A 19,035-nucleotide genomic window follows, 5' to 3' on the forward strand; every position below is an offset into this window, starting at 1 on the left:
CCGCGGCTTCACTGTTCCGGTCTTTCGGAATTGTTCCGATGTTGCTGTGACGATCAAGGACTGCGGCGTGAGTCAGCCATCAGCCGTCAAGCTGCCGTAATACAGGCATCGCTGAAGCATTTCGCCGATGAGCCCGGCGCAAGATGTCAGAGCCGACGGCGAAACTCGGTCGGTGTGATCCCTACCGCTTTTCGAAAGCTAGCGGCAAAAGCGGATTGTGTTTCATAGCCCACGGCCAGAGCGATATCGTTGACACGCAGCTTCATATCTCTCAGCAGCGTCTTGGCGTAGGCGATGCGCTGGCGGGTCAACCATCCGTATGGCGTCTGTCCGGTGGCCATACGGAAGGCCGTACAGAAGTGGAATCGGCTCAAGTTTACCAGGTCCGCCAGTTCCTGAATGCGGATATCCTCCGCCATATTCTCGCGCATATAGCCGGTGACGCGCTTGACCTGCCAACCCGAAAGACCACGCTGCGGTCCAGGCGAGATAGGCATTGAAGTTGCGGAATGAGCCCTGAGGAGCTGAAGACAGACGAGGTCGAGGAGCTGATCGATGTACAAGTGGGAGATCGCGTCTCCCGAATTTATCTCGTCGTTGATCAAAGCCATGATGGTGAACAGTTTGGGATCGTTGAAGTTGACGCGGTCAAGCAGCTCGGGCTCCCGGCCATTTCCCACCTGATCCGCGCTGGCCAGAAGGCGCTTGTGACCCAGGAAAATGTTCGAGACCTCGACAGGGCCGTCGGCACGCCAAAATCCACCGTGGCCTCTTGGTGCCAACGTGATCGTCCCCACCGCCGCGGGAGCGGAAATCGTCTGACCGCCGATCTTCACCGAGGCCATGCCCTGCCCGGAGTATTTCGCAGAGAGCACATGATCCTTCAGCGGCGGCAGATCATACTCGAACGGTTTGTTCCACCACCGGCCGACCAGTCGCGTATCATCCGAAAACACCTCCGGAACAAGGGGTGGCGACAAGCCCCGCTGCAAACGACGAATGTGGGCCGCCGTGTCCGCAAGCGCTTTCCCGCCCATGGCTGTCCCCTCTTCTTTAATCTACAGCTGACCCAAGCTTCGGGAACGCTAGCATTGCTCGAATATTTGCAAAATATACAGTTTGGTGAAGTGACGGCTTGTATTGGCGGTAGCGCGTACTTGCACGAGGCGGTCAACGGCTCAGCGTGACGCCACTTTGCCGCATTCCAACTGCCGCGTCGAGGTACGCGGATCTTTCGAAAAGAGTCCGGCGCCTTACCGATCCCTCGCAGGCCTGCTTTGCACCGGCAGCGTCACGACGAAGCAGGCGCCGCCGTCCGGCGGAGCTTCGTAGCGGACGGCGCCGCCGTGACGTTCGGCGATCTGGCGCACCAGCGCCAGTCCCAAACCCCAGCCGCCCGCAGCCTCGCTCCGTCCCGAAGGGCGGTAGAATGGCTCGAAAACGCGGTGCCTCTCGCTATCCGCTATGCCGGGCCCGTGATCGCGGACCCTGAGGATCGCAGCACCGTCCGCCGGCGCGACAGCGGCTGTGACAGGTGGACCGCCGTGGTGCAGCGCGTTCTGCAGAAGGTTGCGCACGAGCCTGCGAAGCAGGCGAGCATCGCCTGCGACGATCGCAGGCATTCCGGAAACCTCGACGTCGTTGCGCGCGCCCTCTTCCGAGACGAGAGCCAGAAGGTCGACGGACTCCAGCGCATCGAGCTTCTCGACGTGGTCCAGTCTGCTGGCCAGCAGGATCTCCTCGATCAGCGTGTCCAGCTCGGAAAGATTACGGATGATTTCCTGCTTACGATCCTCATTCGGCGCCTGCTCGTAGAGGTCGATCGCCATGCGCAGGCGCGCAAGCGGCGAGCGCAATTCATGGCTCGCATTTGCGAGCAACGCCCGGTGCGACTTGATCAGCCGCTCGACATGGTCGGCGGCTCTGTTGAAGCTCTTGGCCACCGCCGCCACCTCGTCGCTGCCGTCTTCCGGCACGCGAGCCACTAGATCGCCCTTGCCCCAGGCATCCACGCCCACGCGCAGCCGCTCCAGCCGGCGAGTCAGGTGACGCACCATCGGATAGGCGGCCAGCCCGATGACACCGGCGATCAAAACGAGGTAGGCGAGCGGATTGCGGCTGGAGGGACGCAAGGGCCGTTCCAGGCGCGCAGCCACGGTACGGCCGTCGGGCAGTTCGGTGACCATGGTGTGAAAATTGCCCGGGCCGTGGCGCCAAGTCTGGTCGAGAATGTCGCGCGGTAGCGGGCTGCCGGCACTTGCGATCAGCCCGCCGCGCGGGTCGAATACGGCAATGTCGGCATTGAAGGCGCGTGAAAACCGCTCAATGGTCGCCTCGACGGTCCGGTTGTCCATGTCCGGCGGAATGAGCGCGGCGACGAACCGGGCGCGCTGGCTTTGCCAACCGGATTCCTCCTCGCCCTGCCCGAGCCATACGAATGCGGCGCTGGCGACGGCAACCGCAGCAAGGCTCGCGAGCAGTGTCAGGTAGATTTTCAGGAACAGCCGGCTGCGCATCGCTTTATCTCATATCGTCCTGATAGCGGGCGAAGACATAGCCGGCGCCGCGCACTGTTATGATGCGCTTCGGATGTTTCGGATCGCTCTCGATGGCCGCCCTGATGCGCGAGATGTGAACGTCGATCGAGCGGTCGAAAGCATCCAGCTCCTCGCCCTTGACCGCATCCATCAACTGTTCGCGCGAGAGCGTGCGGCCGGGATTTTCGGCGAGCGCTACAAGCAGGTCGAACTGGTAGCTCGTCAGCGTACACTCGCGGTCGTCGATCCTGACGGAGCGAGAACCGGGATCGATCTCCAGCCGTCCGAAGCGAAGGGACCGCGCAACCACGGCGCTGCCGTTTCGGCGGCGCAGAATAGCCTTCAGCCGTGCCAGAAGCTCGCGCGGATTGAAGGGCTTGGAAAGATAATCGTCAGCCCCGAGCTCCAGCCCGACGATGCGATCCGTCTCCTCGCCTTTGGCCGTGAGCATCAGGATGGGGACGTCCGATACCGCGCGTATGCGTCGGCAGGTCTCGAAGCCGTCGAAATCCGGCAGCATGACGTCGAGGATGACGACGTCAGGGTTGCGGCGCCCGAGCTCGGCGATGCCCGCCGTGGCGGTCGCCGCGGTATCGACGGTGTAGCCGTTTCCGGAGAGATAGTCGGAGAGCATGGCGGACAGGCGCGTGTCGTCGTCAACAATCAAGACCCGTTCCGCCATCCCTGCGCTCCGCTCAATCTTCTGCCCGACTCATACTTACCACCTGCCGTGGCCCCTGCGCTCTTTCAAATGCTTGACGAGCTTGACGCGCTGCTCCGGCGTCAGCACTTCGGCCGCGTCGAGTAGAGCGGTCGTCATCTTACGTGAGGCCTCGTCAATGGCTGCAATGCGTTCGCTGCGAAGTTTCTCGGCGGCGGCCCGATCGATGCCCGGCGCGCCGAGGAGCTCGATAACCTCCTCGCGCGTCTCGCGGAAGTCCCGGAAAGTCGGCCTGATCTCGGCGCGGGCATTATCGATGATGTCCCAAAGCCTGTCTTCCTGTTCGGGTGTCGCATCGAGCTCGTCGAGCATGGTGCCGATCCGGTGTTCCATAAAGCCGCCACCTCCCATATGCGCCTGCATTACATGGCCGCCCATGCCGAAACGGCCCATGCCGAAGCCGAAATCGTCGCTGCGCGCCGCTGCAAATCCCATCGCGCTGACGGCCGCGACGGCCGCGAGGCCGCCGATCGCCGCGTGCCGTCCCCATCCTTTCGAAACGGCTTTGCCGGCGCCCAGGCCCGACAGGTCCTTTTCTTCGTTGTCCATTGCCAGTCTCCTTTGTTCCGCAGCACCTGCTGCGATGGAGAAAAGCTAACTCGACAACGTTTCGACCGTTCTGGGCGAATGTGAAGAAATGTAAAGCCGCCGCTGCGCCGTAAACTGGAGGACGCGAGCACGAGCTACACCGATCCGGCACGCTCCGCCGCCGCCTCGGCGACCAGCCTCAATCGATCCAGCTCGAGGCGCGCATCGGGAAGCGCTCTATGGACGGGCGACGGCCCGGTTGCGCCGATGACGCCGAGGACCAGGTCCGATATCTCCTTATCCGAAAACCTCTCGCCCATCTTGCGCCGTGCCGCATCGAAGAAGGCCTCGTCGGACCTTTTCAGCCGTAGAGCGTGCCTTGGCAGCCCGGCGGCTCTCAACAGCACGCTCAGCCATTTGCCGTCCCAGGAGGGTGCGCTGGCATAGAGCTGGTGTCCGGCGAGCTCACGGATCATTTCTTCGGCGATGAACGCGACGGGGAGCCCCTCCGCCCGAAGCAGTTCCCTCGATATGCCATGGACTTCCTCGGCTTCGTCGGACCAGTCGATCCATTCCGGAGCCGGCCGTATCAGATAGGAACGCGAGCGGCCGTCCTGGAAGACCCAGGCGACCTCTATGGGGAAGCTTTTCTTGTTCAGAGACGATGCTTCGAAATCCAGGAATACGATCATTCGCGGCCACGTTCTTCCAATGCACCAACGTAATCTAGGTCAGTCCCGCTCGATCGACATGTCCAGGGAATCTCACGCGATATGTCGGAATGCCACGCGGCCGCCAGCAGCTCCAATAGAATGGCGCCACACTTGTTACTCCCACCACCGGCGTCCCGGTGCCAAACTACTTCAAGCCCGACAGCCAGGCCATGGCGCGGTCGGGATCGCGCCTCCGAGAGGCGCCAATGCGTACAGATTGCCAAAGCGCACAAACTGGAGGTGCCGAGCCATGACGAAACCAATGCACACGCCACCCGTCGTCCCGCCGCAGGCCTGGGAGGCTGCGCGCGAGCAGCTCCTCGTCAAGGAAAAGGCACTGACCCGGGCGCGCGACGCGCTGGCCGCCGAGCGCCGGCGGATGCCATGGATGGCTGTAGAGAAGGAATATGCGTTCGAAGGCCCTGCGGGGAAGGTCAGCCTCGTCGACCTGTTCGACGGTCGCCGTCAGCTGATCGTCTACCGCGCCTTCTTCGAACCGGGCGTTTTCGGCTGGCCCGACCACGCCTGCAGAGGCTGCTCCATGGTGGCCGATCAGGTGGCGCACCTCGCCCACCTGAACGCCCGTGACACAACCCTCGTCTTCGTCTCGCGGGCACCCCAGGCGGACATCGCCCGGCTGAAGGCGAGCATGGGGTGGCAAATCCCGTGGTTTACCGTGACAGACAGCTTCGACGCCGATTTCGGGGTGGACGAGTGGCACGGCACGAACGTGTTCTATCGCGACGGCGACCGCGTTTTCCGTACCTACTTCATCAATAATCGCGGCGACGAGCAGATGGGCAGCACGTGGAACTACCTCGACATCACGCCGCTCGGCCGGCAGGAAGTCTGGGAGGATTCGCCCGAGGGCTATCCGCAGACCCCGACCTACAAATGGTGGAACTGGCACGACAGCTACGTCAAAGACGCCGAGCCGGACAAGAAGTGGGTCGACGTGTCGGACGCCGGAGAGGCGGCGTTCCGGAACCAGGACTAGATCGGGGCGACCCTGGGCCGAAAGAACGCTTCCCGCGCCGCAGCGTTGGCGCGGCCCTCATCTCCGTGACAAGCACAGAGAGATGAAGAAGAGGAGAAATTGCAGTCCTCCGATACGTTCGAGCGGTATGAGGGAAAGTATGCTTCCGCCCGGAAGGGAGGCCCGCCCCCGAGGGCAAGGGCGGGCCTGACCGATCGCTTAGAAGTCCATGCCGCCGCCCGCCGGAAGCGCCGGTGCGGCTTCCTTCTTGGGCTTTTCTGCGATCATGGCTTCGGTCGTAACGAGAAGACCGGCGATCGACGCTGCGTCCTGAAGCGCGGTGCGGACGACCTTGGCCGGGTCGATGACGCCCATGGCATAGAGATCGCCATATTCGTTGGTCTGGGCATTCCAGCCATAGGAGAACTCCGCCTTCTCGCGCAGCTTGCCGACGATGATAGAGCCCTCGGCTCCGGCGTTTTCCGCAATCTGGCGAACGGGGGCTTCGATAGCGCGGCGCACGAGATCGACCCCGACGCGCTGATCGTTGTTGGCGGTCTCAAGGCCGTCGAGAGCCTTGACCGCCCGCAGCAATGCGACGCCACCGCCGGGCAGGATCCCTTCCTCGACTGCCGCCCGCGTCGCATGCAAGGCGTCGTCGACGCGGTCCTTCTTTTCTTTCACCTCGACTTCGGTAGAGCCGCCTACGCGGATCACCGCGACGCCGCCGGCGAGCTTGGCAAGGCGCTCCTGCAGCTTCTCGCGATCGTAGTCGGAGGTCGTTTCCTCGATCTGGGCGCGGATCTGCGTGGTACGGCCCTCGATCTCGGTCTTCGAACCCGCACCGTCGACGATGGTGGTGTTCTCCTTTTCGATCGAGACTTTCTTGGCCCGGCCGAGCATGTTTAGCGTGACGCTTTCAAGCTTGATGCCGAGGTCTTCCGAGACGACGGTGCCGCCGGTCAGGATGGCGATGTCTTCCAGCATGGCCTTGCGGCGGTCGCCGAAGCCGGGCGCCTTGACGGCCGCAACCTTGAGGCCGCCGCGCAGCTTGTTGACCACGAGGGTGGCGAGCGCCTCGCCTTCCACATCCTCGGCGATGATAAGGAGCGGTTTGCCGGACTGGACGACGGCTTCGAGCACCGGCAGCATGGCCTGCAGGTTGGAAAGCTTCTTTTCGTGGATGAGGATATAGGGGTCCTCCAGTTCCACGCGCATCTTGTCCTGATTGGTAATGAAATAGGGCGAGAGATAGCCGCGGTCGAACTGCATGCCCTCGACGACCTCGAGTTCAGTCTCGGCCGTCTTGGCCTCCTCGACCGTGATCACCCCTTCATTGCCGACCTTTTCCATGGCCTCGGCGAGATAGCGTCCGATCTCAGTGTCGCCGTTGGCGGAAATGGTGCCGACCTGGGCGATCTCGGAATTCTTGGAGATCTTCCTGGCGTTGTTCTTCAATTCCTTCACGACCGCATCGACTGCGAGATCGATGCCGCGCTTCAAGTCCATCGGGTTCATGCCGGAGGCGACGGCCTTGGCACCTTCCCGGACGATTGCCTGTGCGAGCACGGTCGCGGTCGTCGTTCCGTCCCCGGCAAGGTCGTTGGTCTTGGATGCGACTTCGCGCAGCATCTGCGCGCCCATATTCTCGAACTTGTCCTCGAGTTCGATTTCCTTGGCGACGGAGACGCCGTCCTTGGTGATCCGCGGCGCACCGAACGACTTGTCGATGACGACGTTACGGCCCTTCGGGCCGAGGGTTACCTTTACGGCATTGGCCAGCACATCGACACCACGCAGCATGCGCTCGCGTGCGTCGGTCTGAAATTTGACTTCCTTCGCAGCCATTTCTTCACTCCTCAATAGGCAGCTTGTTGACTGTATCTTCGCATTTTCAGGCGGCTATCTTCTCGGCGGCCTGGGCCTCGATGATTCCCATGACATCGCTTTCCTTCATGATCAGCAGATCTTCGCCATCTATCTTGATCTCGGTGCCGGACCACTTGCCGAACAGGATGCGGTCGCCCACCTTGACGTCGAGCGGCTGGATCTGACCCTGTTCGCTGCGCGCGCCAGGACCCACAGCGATGACTTCGCCTTCCTGGGGCTTTTCCTTGGCAGTGTCGGGGATAATGATGCCGCCTTTGGTCTTCTCTTCGGACTCGACGCGGCGGACGAGAATTCGATCATGAAGCGGTCGAAACGCCATGTTTTCCTCCATGGACAAACATTGATGATCTTGTTCCCCATCCCGGACCGGATGACCAATCCGGACGGGTGCGAAGCCTCGTTCGAGCACTTCGCGCGGGTTGATCTGGTTGGGCAAAAAATGGATTTCAAGAGGTCCCTGCAAAAAAATCAGCAGCGCTTCGACGCGGCTGCTAACAGACTGGAAAGGAACCTGAATTTCGCTGTGACGTTAAGGTCATGCCAAGGCCTCGCAAGATCGGCCGGGAGCCGGCCAATGATATGTAACGGAGATGAAGTATGCGATTTTCATCGGATCTCGAGCGCCAGCTCAACGGTTACGGTCTCACGACCGCGCATATCCTCTACCGCATTCCTGATTACGAATCCGTCCTGCAGACCTATGTCTGGCAGGATTACGACGTCGCACCGGAATTTCCCCAGATGCGAAAGTTCCTCGATTTCTGGCAGACCAATCTGGACGGGCCGCTCCACTCCGTGCGGTTCACCCACAAACGGTTGATCGGCCCGAACGAGTGGCGGCAGGTGGATGGCGAATTCAACATTCACTGATTTCCGGCGTTGAAAGGGCACTTGCGTCTCCCGCTCGACGCCTATTGAGATTCGGGCCACCCGCGGCGGCTTGTTGATTTCGTCATTCCTGTGCTCGTCACAGGAATGCAATCGGACCAAGTCCTCGGGCTGAAAGAACGCTTCCCGCGCCGCAGACGCGGCGCTGCCGGATCCGGGTGACGAGCACAGATTCCAGCCCCCGCCTCAAGGTGGGGAACACGGCGGCGGATCTGCCTGGCGTCAGATATCCTTGAGAAGGCGGAGGGCGTCGTAGATCGCGGCGTGGGTGTTGCGCGCCGCGACCGCATCGCCGATCCGGAAGAGCTGGAACTTGCCCTCCGCGTTGCGGACGACCGATTGCGGTTCCCCGGCGATCAGCTGGTCGTGCGCGATCTCGCCCAGATTGCTGGAGGAGGGCTTCAGCTCGAAGTACAGATCGTCGAGCGGGATGGTTCCGTGATTGACGACCACCTGGTCGAAGGTCCGCTGTTTGGAGATACCCCCGTAGTCGCTGCCGACATGGGCGACCAGTTGATTGCCGCTCTTTTCGACCGCTTCCAGACGGTAGGTGACGGTAAAGGTCACATCGAGCTTCTGCAGGGAACGCATGTAAGGCACGAGGTTCATCGCCATGACCTCCGGCGCGAAGGAGCGGTCGGGCGTCATGATCTCGACCCTTGCGCCGGCATTGGCGAGAAATTCGGCGGCCTGCAGAGCGGCGTGGTCGCCGGCGTCATCGAAAATCAGGACGTTGGTGCCCGGCTTCACATCGCCGGAAATAATGTCCCACGCCGACACGACCAGCTCGTTGCCTCTCGACAGCACCTCCGTATGCGGAAGCCCGCCGGTGGCGATGATGACGACATCAGGATTTTCCGCCTGAATGGCCTCCGCTTCCGCCCAGGTATTGAAATGGAAGGTGACGCCGAGCTTTTCGCACTGGCTCATGCGCCAGTCGATGATGCTGATCATTTCCCGCCGGCGCGGGCTCTGCGCAGTCAGGCGGACCTGGCCGCCGGGGTCGCTTGCCGCCTCGAACACAACCACCTCGTGGCCACGCTCCCCCGCCACGCGTGCCGCTTCGAGACCGGCCGGTCCTGTCCCGACGACGACCACTTTCCTGCGACAGTGTGCCTTAGCGATGCTGTGCGGCATCGTCAGCTCGCGTCCGGTCGCAGCATTGTGGATGCAATAGGCGGCGCCCCCCTGGTAGATGCGGTCCAGACAGTAGTTCGCGCCTACGCAGGGGCGAATGTCGTCCTCCCGCTTCTCGATGATCTTGCGGACGATGTGCGGGTCGGTGATGTGGGCGCGGGTCATCCCGACCATGTCGACCTTGCCGGACGCAATCGCGTGGCGCGCGGTCGCGACGTCGGGGATTTTAGCCGCATGGAAGGTCGGGAAATTCGTCGCTGCGCGGATCTCGCCGGCGAAGTCCAGATGCGGCGAGTTGGCCATGCCCTGAATAGGGATCACATCGGTCAGTCCGGGGTCGGTATCGATATGGCCGCGAATGATGTTCAGGTAGTCGATAAGTCCGCTTTCCTTGAGACGTTTCGAGATCTCAAGACCTTCCGCCTTGTCCGTCCCCCCGGGAAGGCATTCATCGGCCGTGTATCGCACGCCCAGGATGAACTCGTCTCCGACACGTGCCCGGATCGACTTCAGAACGTCGAAACAGAAGCGCATGCGGTTGTCGAGCGAGCCGCCGTAAGGACCATCGAGTTCGTTCGTCAATGGCGAGGCGAACTGGTCGATGAGGTGACCGTAGGCCTCGAGTTCGACGCCGTCCATACCGCCGGCCTTCATGCGCTCGGCCGCATCGGCAAAATCCTTGATTATCCTGTCGATGTCCCAGTCTTCGATCTTCTTGGGAAAGGCGCGATGCGCCGCTTCGCGATGATGCGAGGGAGCGACGACCGGGAGCCAGTCTCCCTTGTCCCACCGCGTGCGCCGGCCGAGATGAGTGAGCTGGATCATGATCGCCGCCCCCTCCTCGTGCACGGCGTCGGTCATCTCCCTGATCCACGGCACGATCTCGTCCTTGTAGGCAAGCAGATTGTTGAAGACCGGCGGGCTGTCCTTCGAGACGGCCGCCGAACCGGCGGTCATCGTCATCGCCACGCCGCCCCGCGCGCGCTCCACCGTATAGGCGCGATAGCGCTCCTTCGGCATGCCGTCCTCCGGATAGGCCGGCTCGTGCGCCGTTACGATGATGCGATTGCGCAGCGTCAGGTGCTTCAGCTGGTACGGTTGAAGGAGGGGATCGTTCGGCATTTGCGGGGCTCCGGCTTGGACGTGGCGGCAGCGTAAGTGAAAATGTACACATGTGTCAACAAATCAGGCATTGAAGTCAGGGTCGGAGACACTGATGTACATTTTTCTTGCGGGGGTACCCGTCGATCTGCTAAATAGCGACGATGGAGCACATCACGAGCGACAGCGGCTGGCGCGGTTCCCCGGATGTCTGGCTTGGAGCAGCCTACGAATCCCTGCTCGATGCCGGCATTGATGCGGTGAAGATCCAGCCGCTTGCGAAGAAGCTCAATCTGTCGCGGACGAGCTTTTACTGGTTTTTCAAGGACCGCGAGGAACTGCTCGACAGGCTCGTCTCGCGCTGGCGCGAAAAGAACACGGGCAATCTGGTAAGACAGTCCGAGGCCTATGCCGAGACGATTGCCGAAGCGATGCTCAACGTTTTCGACTGCTGGCTTGATGGCGGTCTCTTCGATTCTCAGTTCGAGTTCGCGGTGCGAAGCTGGGCCCTGCAGTCGCCTGAAATTCTTGCAGAAGTCCAAAGCGCCGATCAGCAGCGACTCGACGCGCTCACGCGCATGTTCCTGCGGTTCGGGCATGGCGAGGCGCGGGCCGATGTGCGTGCGCGCACGATTTATCTCGTGCAGATCGGCTACATCTCGATGCAGACGAAGGAAGACGTATCCGTGCGGATGAAGCGCATTCCGGAATATGTGGAGATCTTCACCGGACAAGCTCCGAAGCAGAGAGAGCTTGACCGCTTCTTCTCCCGGCACGGCTACTCCGGATAGCGACAGAGGGCGATAAAGAACGAGCGAGGCAGGAGCGGGTAGACGCGGCACCCTGCTCTTCCGATAAGACGCCGCAAAAAGAAGAGGGAACAGTGTAATGAAAAAGCTGCTTGCGTCGACATGTCTGATGCTTGGCCTCATCGCAGGAGCATCGGCGTCGAATGCCGCCGAGTGCGGGAGCGTCACCATTGCCAGTATGAACTGGCAGAGTGCCGAGGTCCTCTCCAACCTGGACAAGTTCATTCTCAATGAAGGCTACGGCTGCAGTGCCGAGATCACGATCGGCGACACCGTGCCGACGATCACCTCCATGGCCGAAAAGGGCCAGCCCGATATCGCGCCGGAGGCGTGGATCGACCTCCTGCCCGATGTCGTCAAGAAGGGCCAGGACGACGGTCGTATCATCACAGTCGGCTCACCGCTGCCGGACGGCGGCGTCCAGGGATGGTGGATCCCCCAGTACCTCGCCGACGCACACCCCGACATCAAGACGATAGGCGACGCGCTGAAGCACCCCGAGCTCTTTCCGGCCCCCGAGGACCCCAGCAAGGGCGCGATCCTGAACGGACCGCAAGGCTGGGGCGGTACGGTGGTGACGACGCAGCTTTTCAGCGCGTTCGACGGCGAGAAGGCGGGCTTCACCCTGGTCGACACCGGCTCTGCTGCCGGCCTGGACGGTGCCATCGCCAAGGCCTATGAACGCAAGGAGGGTCTTCTTACCTATTACTGGTCTCCTACCGCCCTGCTCGGCAAATACAAGATGGTCAAGCTGGACCCCGGCGTGCCCCATGACGCGGCCGAATGGAAGCGCTGCAACACCGTAGCGGATTGCCCCGACCCCAAGCCGAATGCATGGCCGGTCGACACGATCGTGACGCTGGTTGCCAAGCCCTTCTCCGAGCGGGTCGGTCCCGAGGTCATGGACTATCTGACCAAGCGCTCCTGGAGCAACGATACCGTCAGCCAGCTCATGGCCTGGATGACCGACAATCAGGCCAGCGGTGAAGAAGGTGCTAAGCGCTTCCTCGAAGAGAACGAAGACATGTGGTCGAAGTGGGTCTCGGCTGAAGCCGCCGAGAAGATCAAAGCGGCGCTCTGACGGCCTTGCGCCCGTGCGGCGTGCGAGACGCACGCCGCATCCACTGCCGAGGGCAAGGAAATCAGCGGGCGGAACAAGTCGGGCCGGCTGGCCATTTGATGTTCATGAAGAACATCATCCTTGTCGCAACCGCCCTGTCATTGGGCCTCCATTTCACCGCCAGCGCTGAAGACCTTCAGCCGGAAGCCGTCAACAACGCGCCGATTGCCGGGATCGCGCCGGAAAGGCCGCCGAAAGAGCCGCCTCACCCGGATCCCGCCATCGTCCATCTCCAGATCCTCTTGGATCGCGCGGGGGCCTCTCCCGGGGTAATCGACGGCTACTACGGCGAGAATGTAACCAAGGCCATTGCGGGATTCGAGGCCATGCAACGTCTTCCCGTCGATGGAAGGCTGGACCCCGAAGTCGTCAGCCGGCTTTCGCAGGATCAGCCTGTCATCCAGTCCTATGTCATCACGAAAGAGGATGCCAAGGATCTCGTCGATGAGATTCCCGACGACTATTCCAAGCAGGCCAAGATGGATCACCTCGGCTATACGAGCGTCGAGGAGAGGTTGTCCGAACGGTTTCACATGGACGTCGACCTTCTGAAGGCGCTGAATCCAGGTGCGTCGTTTACCGTCGGGGAAACGGTCTGGGTTGCAAAGCCCGGCGCCGCGAAGGAAGGCGCGGTCAAAAGGATAGAAGTGCGCAAACGTACGGGGCAAGTTCTGGCATTCGCCGAAGATGGTTCGCCACTCGCTGCCTATCCTGCCTCCATCGGCAGCGAAGGGACCCCCTCCCCCACGGGCATCCACAAGGTCAAGGGGGTCGCGCGAATGCCCCCTTACGAATACGACCCCGATGTCAACTTCAAGCAGGGCGACAACAACAAGCCCCTGACCCTTCCCAAAGGCCCCAACAATCCGGTGGGAACCGTCTGGATCGATCTGACGGAGCCCACCTATGGCATCCACGGCACGCCCGAACCGTCCTTGATCGATAAAGCTCAGTCACACGGGTGCGTTCGTCTGACGAACTGGGACGCCGAGGAACTGGCGGCGATGGTCAAGCCGGGGGTGATCGCCGAGTTCACCGACTGAACCTCAGTCGACTCCGAACCCGGCTGAGGCAACGCAGCGTCAAAGAGTGAGAGCATCCGGCCGACGCTTGGCGGCCGAAGCCACCGCCACGAAGGCGCCCATGCCGACCGCGCCGAGGCCGGCATTGGCCAACAAGGCGACATCAGTGCCGAAACGTTCCATCAGGACGGAGAAGACAAAGGGTGCCATCGCGCCCGCCGCCAGCCGTGCGGCGGCCATTCTTCCGGTTATCGCACCGTAACCGGCCGATCCGAACAGCCAGAGCGGAAGCGATCCCTGCGCGATGCTGTTGATGCCCGATCCGAGACCGAGACAGATCGCGAAGACCACAGCCCCGGGCAGCCAGGTTCCGGAAAGACCGAGGATGACGACACCCGCTACGATGAGCGTGGCGGACAGGGTCGCGAGCATGGGCGGCAGCAAGTTTGCGCCGAATGTCATGTTGATGAGCCTGCTCAGAACCTGTGACGGTCCGAAGAGCGAGCCGATCATCACGGCTGCCGCCCCGAAGCCGATCGTTCCCAGCATCGGAACCATATGCGTCAGTATCGCGGAAAGTGTGAATCCCTGTAGGGCAAAGGCTAACGATACGAGAAGCATGCCACGACGTCTGGCCTGTGCCGGAAGCGCGCCGGCAATCGCTTCCCGGTCCAGGCCGGCGGATTCGATCGCTGCAGACGTCCGGCTTCGCATGATCCAGCGATGCAGCGGGAGGCAGACGAGCAGGTTCAACGCCGCATAAGCGATGTAGATTTCGCGCCACGAGAGAAACTCTCCAAGGGTTGCGGCAATCGGCCAGAAGATCGTCGAAGCGAAGCCTCCGATCAACGTCAGATAGGTGATGCTGCGTGAAGCCGCCTTGGGACGAATTTCCACAAGTGCCGCAAAGGCCGCCTGATATTGCACCATGCCGGAGGCCACTTCCAGGAGGACTATGGCAATGGCGAACACGGCCGTCGAGGGCGACCAGGCGCACAGCAAAAGAGCCAGGGCGGAGACGGCCGAGCCGGAAGTCATAATCGTCGCGGCGCCGAACCGATCCATCCATCCCCCAACGAGAGGAGCCGAAAGGCCGCCCACCAGCAGCGAAGCGGAAAACACGCCGAACACTTGCTCGACGGTCAGGCCGAGGTCGCGTGCCATTCCGGGCGCTAGAATGCTGAAGCTGTAATAGAGCGTGCCATAGCCGATGATCTGGGTGAGGCCGAGTGCGGCGACGATGCCCGCGGGGATCCCGAACTTCATATCAGCCGTTCCCGCCTTCGGTCGGCCCGGAGGATGCCACGCTACACGGTTTGGGCCCGTTCAAGGATGCACGTACGCTGGCGTGTCCGACACAACAGTCCTCCATCAGGAACTTCACAAGATCGGCAAGGGTTTCGTAGCTGGCGCTGTAGACGATCGAGCGTGATTCGCGCCTCTGCGCGATCAATCCGGTCCGTTCCAGTTCCTTCAGGTGGAAGGAGACGTTCGAGGGCGAGACGCCCATCTTTTCTGCTATCGCGCCCGCAGCCATGCCCCCCGGCCCCGCAACGACGAGTGTTCTCACAATGCCCAGGCGCGTCTCCTGCGACAGGGCGGCGAAGGACGATCGGGCCTGTCGCTCTTCCATATTTCAATCTTCCTACAATAATCGAATTCATGCGTAGCCGACCTGACGCGGATCGGCAAGTCCGACGTGAGATCACGCTTCCTGAGCTTTAAAATCCCTGGTCCGCGCAAGCGATGGAACGATCGGCCTGCCGATTGGTTTTCACACATGCTTCCGAGATAAAGGAGATTACAATGAAGGTACTCGCTACGATCCTTACAGCAATTTCGATTGCGGGCCTCGCATCCGGTACAGCCACGGCCGCCTGCAAAGATGGTACTTCGGCGGACACCACCGCCTCCATCAATGCCGAAAAGCCGGGGATAGCAAAGGACGGAACCAAAGCCCCGCTGGAAACCGGGAACAATGCTGCGAGCAAGGACGGTCAGACGATGCCTCTGGCTAACCAACAGGGCGGAGGAGACGAGAACCTCGCCACGTCGCAGCAGGATGCCGAAGCTCAGCAGTCAGGCGAGCAGACAGCCGCCGCGAAGGCTGACGATTGCGTCGTCGAATGAAGCCAGCGGCCATTCGGGGCGGCCCGGATGATAAGGGCTGCGCGCAAGTTCGATGTCAGCACCCCGGCTGGCTTGCCGCTGTCGCAGATGAATGCCGGCCAGCCGATCCTTGCATGGAGGGCAACGGCTGGCGGGAAGCGGCAACACCGCTGAAGTGGCGGTGAATGGGCCGCAGTGCCCGAAAATAAAGTCCGGGCGCTCCCTTGACCCTGACATCGTTGGAATATGCATGCTGTGGCGGTTTCGTGAAGCAAGGGTGTTCCATGTACGATATCAGCATATCCGATATGACCTGCAGCCACTGCGCCGGCACCGTCGAGAAGGCGGTGAAATCAGTCGATCCGAACGCCAAGGTCACCGTTAATCTCCGGGCGAAAATCGCATCGATCGAGTCCGACATTGGTCCCGCTGCCTTTGTCGCCGCTATTGAGGATGCCGGTTACAAGGCGTCCATTGGCAACGCCTGCTGCAGCCAAGGCATCTGAATGCCCCGTAAGGCTGGAGCTTGGAGCGGTTCGGTGTTTCACCGAACCGCTCCAAGTATTTGATACGGCGTCCTTCCGAGCCGAAGACCCTACGCACTTCCCGCTGCTGCTTGCCGTGGAGGGAAGAAAACACGCAAAGGTGCTTGACCTTCCCATTATTGGAAGGATTATGAAGGGTGCAGTTTGGAAAGGACCTTCCGATGACTGCACTGAAAAGGATTGAAAAATCCACACCGATTCCGATTCCCACCGACTTCGGCATTGAGGGCATGACGTGTGCCTCCTGCGTCCGACGCGTCGAAGAGGCGATCACCGCGGTGCCGGGCGTGGCCTCTGCGAATGTCAACCTGGCGACGGAACGGGCAACGGTTCGGTTCGATGGAGAGCCGGACACGCCTGCGGTGCTCCGCGCGATCGAGAAAGCCGGCTACGCGCCGAGGATCGCCGCCGAGGAACTCCAGATCGAAGGCATGACCTGCGCCTCCTGTGTTTCTCGCGTGGAGAAGGCGTTGAAGGCCGTCCCAGGCGTTGCGGATGCGGCAGTTAATCTTGCGACGGAGAAGGCGACCGTGCGCCTGCTTTCCGGAACCGTCGACATGTCCGCCCTCGAAGCTGCTGTCCGCGGTGCCGGATACGAGCTTCGCAAGACGAGGGCCGCCGAGGCTTCGGCAGAACAAGAGGATCACCGCGCCACCGAGCTCCGCTCTCTCAGATACGCCGTGACGATCGCGGCGCTGATGACCCTTCCGCTTTTCCTGGTCGAAATGGGGTCACATTTCATTCCAGGCGTCCATGAGCTGATCATGGGTACGATCGGCATGCGAAACAATCTGTACCTTCAGTTTTCACTCGCCACGTTCGTCCTCTTCGGACCGGGGCTGCGGTTCTTCCGGAAGGGCGTGCCGAACCTGCTGCGCTGGACGCCCGACATGAACTCGCTGGTCGTCCTCGGGACCACCGCCGCATGGGGCTATTCGGTCGTGGCGACCTTCGGCCCCGGCGTTCTGCCTTCGGGAACGGCGAATGTCTATTACGAGGCCGCTGCCGTGATCGTCACCCTGATCCTCCTCGGCCGCTATCTCGAAGCACGGGCGAAGGGTCGCACGAGCCAGGCGATCAAGCGGCTCGTCGGCCTGCAGCCGAAAACGGCTTTCGTGCTGCGCGGCGGCGAATTCGTCGAGGCGCAAATCAGCGAGGTCGTGGCCGGTGACGTCATCCGCATTAGGCCCGGTGAGAAGATCCCCGTGGACGGCATGGTCATCGACGGCAGCTCCTATGTCGACGAGTCGATGATCACCGGTGAACCCCTTCCCATCCAGAAGACGGCCGACAGCGCGGTGGTCGGCGGCACGATCAACAAGACCGGGTCCATCACCTTCAAGGCCACCAAGGTCGGCAATGACACGCTGCTTGCGCAGATCATCAAACTGGTCGAAGCCGCCCAAGGCTCGAAGCTGCCGATCCAGGCCCTGGTCGACAGGGTTACCGGATGGTTCGTTCCGGCCGTGATTCTCGCAGCCGTGCTGACTTTTGCCGCCTGGTACGCCTTCGGCCCCTCGCCTGCGCTCTCATTCGCCCTCGTGAATGCTGTCGCGGTCCTGATCATCGCCTGCCCCTGTGCGATGGGCCTGGCGACCCCGACCTCGATCATGGTCGGTACCGGCCGCGCCGCCGAACTCGGCATCCTGTTCCGCAAGGGAGAGGCTCTCCAGAGCCTGCGCGACGCCGATGTGGTCGCGCTCGACAAGACCGGAACTTTGACGAAGGGCCGCCCGGAACTGACCGACCTCGTCGCTGCAGAGGGCTTCGAGGCCGACGAAGTGCTCTTCCTCGTCGCGAGTCTCGAAGCGCTTTCCGAGCACCCGATCGCGGAGGCCATCGTGTCGGCGGCAAAGTCCCAGGGGATCGCGACGGCCGCGGTCGCCGGCTTCGAAGCGACCCCCGGTTTTGGCGTAAGCGGATCGGTGTCCGGGCGGCAGGTGCTGGTCGGCGCGGACCGCGCGCTCGCCACGAACGGGATCGACGTTTCCGGTTTCTGGACGGAGGCCGAGCGGCTCGGCGCAAGTGGCAAGTCGCCGCTCTATGCGGCCATCGACGGGCGGCTGGCGGCGATCATCGCAGTGTCGGATCCGGTCAAGGAAACGACGCCTCAGGCGATCAAGTCCCTGCATGAGCTCGGCCTCAAAGTGGCGATGATCACCGGGGACAACCGCCGCACTGCCGAGGCGATCGCCAGAAAGCTCGGCATTGACGAAGTCGTCGCCGAGGTCTTGCCGGAAGGCAAGGTCGAGGCGATCACGAAGCTTCGACAGGACGGCCGGTCGGTGGCGTTCATCGGCGACGGCATCAATGATGCGCCGGCTCTCGCCGAAGCGGATGTCGGCATCGCCGTCGGGACGGGAACCGACATCGCGATAGAAAGCGCCGACGTCGTGCTGATGTCCGGCGACTTGAACGGCGTTGCGAAGGCGATCGCGCTCAGCAAGGCGACGATCCTGAACATCAAGCAGAATCTGTTCTGGGCATTCGCCTATAACGTCAGTCTCATACCGGTCGCAGCCGGCGTGCTTTACCCGGTGAATGGCATCCTGCTTTCGCCGATTTTCGCGGCAGCGGCCATGGCGATGTCGAGCGTTTTCGTCCTCGGCAATGCGTTGCGGCTGAAATCGGTCAACCCGGCATGAAGGGCAGGTGCGCGAGGGCGACCGGCCGGCCGCAATCGACGCTCGCAGAAAAGGAGGTGGCATGAAAGAGGCCGCGCCCGTTGAGAGAACGGATCACTGAGATGCAATCGATGATCGAGGGACAGTCACACTTCCAGCCTTTCGGCTTATCTTATTGGGGTTTCGCAGATCTCAATAAGGGAGTTGGAAGCATGACTGCCTCTTATAATTACCATATCGGCGTCGACTACCACAAATCCTACAGCCATCTGGTCGTGCAGGACAGCAGTGGTAAGACGCTGCGCTCAGGTCGGG

18 protein-coding genes and 1 pseudogene are annotated in these 19,035 nt (G+C 61.9%); 9 read left to right on the forward strand and 10 right to left on the reverse strand.

Annotated features, from left to right (window positions below):
* Positions 1–146: 146 nt before the first annotated feature.
* The 5 genes from CN933_RS30920 to CN933_RS30940 form a co-directional block, all read right to left on the reverse strand.
* The gene (locus tag CN933_RS30920) at positions 147–1,037 is read right to left on the reverse strand and encodes a helix-turn-helix domain-containing protein (protein WP_018099171.1); all 891 of its coding nucleotides are present in this window, start codon (positions 1,035–1,037) and stop codon (positions 147–149) included.
* A 216-nt stretch (positions 1,038–1,253) separates the two neighbouring features.
* On the reverse strand, positions 1,254–2,516 hold the full coding sequence (locus tag CN933_RS30925; protein ID WP_102763399.1) for a sensor histidine kinase: 1,263 nt from the start codon (positions 2,514–2,516) through the stop codon (positions 1,254–1,256).
* A 4-nt stretch (positions 2,517–2,520) separates the two neighbouring features.
* Positions 2,521–3,219, reverse strand: a complete 699-nt coding sequence (locus CN933_RS30930) for a response regulator (RefSeq protein ID WP_102763400.1) — start codon at positions 3,217–3,219, stop codon at positions 2,521–2,523.
* A gap of 36 nt (positions 3,220–3,255) precedes the next feature.
* Positions 3,256–3,807: a Spy/CpxP family protein refolding chaperone gene (locus tag CN933_RS30935; RefSeq protein ID WP_102763401.1), complete on the reverse strand. Its 552-nt coding sequence runs from the start codon at positions 3,805–3,807 to the stop codon at positions 3,256–3,258.
* 134 nt (positions 3,808–3,941) lie between these two features.
* Positions 3,942–4,478 (reverse strand): 3'-5' exonuclease, encoded by a 537-nt coding sequence (locus tag CN933_RS30940; protein ID WP_018099167.1) that lies wholly within the window; start codon positions 4,476–4,478, stop codon positions 3,942–3,944.
* Between the two features lie 271 nt (positions 4,479–4,749).
* Here CN933_RS30940 and CN933_RS30950 point away from each other — a divergent pair, with 271 nt between their 5' ends.
* Entirely contained in the window at positions 4,750–5,496 is a 747-nt protein-coding gene (locus CN933_RS30950; RefSeq protein WP_102763402.1) for a DUF899 domain-containing protein, read from the forward strand.
* A 198-nt stretch (positions 5,497–5,694) separates the two neighbouring features.
* On the opposite strand, the gene groL is transcribed toward CN933_RS30950, so the two are convergent.
* Together groL and groES are read right to left on the reverse strand one after the other, a co-directional pair.
* On the reverse strand, positions 5,695–7,323 hold the full coding sequence (gene groL, locus CN933_RS30955) for a chaperonin GroEL (RefSeq protein WP_102763403.1): 1,629 nt from the start codon (positions 7,321–7,323) through the stop codon (positions 5,695–5,697).
* 46 nt (positions 7,324–7,369) lie between these two features.
* Positions 7,370–7,684, reverse strand: coding sequence for a co-chaperone GroES (gene groES, locus CN933_RS30960; RefSeq protein WP_026169069.1), 315 nt, complete (start codon positions 7,682–7,684; stop codon positions 7,370–7,372).
* 278 nt (positions 7,685–7,962) lie between these two features.
* Here groES and CN933_RS30965 point away from each other — a divergent pair, with 278 nt between their 5' ends.
* Positions 7,963–8,235, forward strand: a complete 273-nt coding sequence (locus tag CN933_RS30965) for an usg protein (RefSeq protein ID WP_102763404.1) — start codon at positions 7,963–7,965, stop codon at positions 8,233–8,235.
* Between the two features lie 240 nt (positions 8,236–8,475).
* Here CN933_RS30965 and CN933_RS30970 read toward each other — a convergent pair whose 3' ends face one another.
* Positions 8,476–10,512 (reverse strand): NADH:flavin oxidoreductase, encoded by a 2,037-nt coding sequence (locus CN933_RS30970; RefSeq protein ID WP_102763405.1) that lies wholly within the window; start codon positions 10,510–10,512, stop codon positions 8,476–8,478.
* Between the two features lie 143 nt (positions 10,513–10,655).
* On the opposite strand from CN933_RS30970, the gene CN933_RS30975 reads away from it, so the two are divergent.
* The 3 genes from CN933_RS30975 (at position 10,656) to CN933_RS30985 (ending at position 13,463) form a co-directional block, all read left to right on the forward strand.
* On the forward strand, positions 10,656–11,282 hold the full coding sequence (locus CN933_RS30975; protein WP_102763406.1) for a TetR/AcrR family transcriptional regulator: 627 nt from the start codon (positions 10,656–10,658) through the stop codon (positions 11,280–11,282).
* A gap of 97 nt (positions 11,283–11,379) precedes the next feature.
* Entirely contained in the window at positions 11,380–12,381 is a 1,002-nt protein-coding gene (locus tag CN933_RS30980; RefSeq protein WP_018099160.1) for an ABC transporter substrate-binding protein, read from the forward strand.
* A gap of 98 nt (positions 12,382–12,479) precedes the next feature.
* The gene (locus CN933_RS30985; RefSeq protein ID WP_102763407.1) at positions 12,480–13,463 is read left to right on the forward strand and encodes a L,D-transpeptidase family protein; all 984 of its coding nucleotides are present in this window, start codon (positions 12,480–12,482) and stop codon (positions 13,461–13,463) included.
* 39 nt (positions 13,464–13,502) lie between these two features.
* Here CN933_RS30985 and arsK read toward each other — a convergent pair whose 3' ends face one another.
* The gene (gene arsK, locus CN933_RS30990; protein ID WP_102763408.1) at positions 13,503–14,708 is read right to left on the reverse strand and encodes an arsenite efflux MFS transporter ArsK; all 1,206 of its coding nucleotides are present in this window, start codon (positions 14,706–14,708) and stop codon (positions 13,503–13,505) included.
* Between the two features lies 1 nt (position 14,709).
* On the reverse strand, positions 14,710–15,075 hold the full coding sequence (locus CN933_RS30995; protein ID WP_102763409.1) for an ArsR/SmtB family transcription factor: 366 nt from the start codon (positions 15,073–15,075) through the stop codon (positions 14,710–14,712).
* A gap of 173 nt (positions 15,076–15,248) precedes the next feature.
* On the opposite strand from CN933_RS30995, the gene CN933_RS31000 reads away from it, so the two are divergent.
* From CN933_RS31000 to CN933_RS32210, 4 genes and pseudogenes are all read left to right on the forward strand, one after another.
* Positions 15,249–15,572, forward strand: a complete 324-nt coding sequence (locus tag CN933_RS31000; RefSeq protein WP_018099156.1) for a hypothetical protein — start codon at positions 15,249–15,251, stop codon at positions 15,570–15,572.
* A 263-nt stretch (positions 15,573–15,835) separates the two neighbouring features.
* Positions 15,836–16,057, forward strand: coding sequence for a heavy-metal-associated domain-containing protein (locus tag CN933_RS31005; protein ID WP_102763410.1), 222 nt, complete (start codon positions 15,836–15,838; stop codon positions 16,055–16,057).
* A gap of 200 nt (positions 16,058–16,257) precedes the next feature.
* Positions 16,258–18,741 carry a heavy metal translocating P-type ATPase gene (locus CN933_RS31010; RefSeq protein ID WP_102763411.1) on the forward strand — a complete coding sequence of 828 codons (2,484 nt, stop codon included), beginning with the start codon at positions 16,258–16,260 and terminating at the stop codon, positions 18,739–18,741.
* A gap of 101 nt (positions 18,742–18,842) precedes the next feature.
* Positions 18,843–19,035 (forward strand): annotated as a pseudogene (locus tag CN933_RS32210) (IS110 family RNA-guided transposase); the annotation flags it as partial.

Origin of the sequence: Sinorhizobium sp. M4_45 (genome assembly GCF_002885915.1) — a bacterium.
Classification (GTDB): Bacteria; Pseudomonadota; Alphaproteobacteria; order Rhizobiales; family Rhizobiaceae; genus Sinorhizobium; species Sinorhizobium meliloti_A.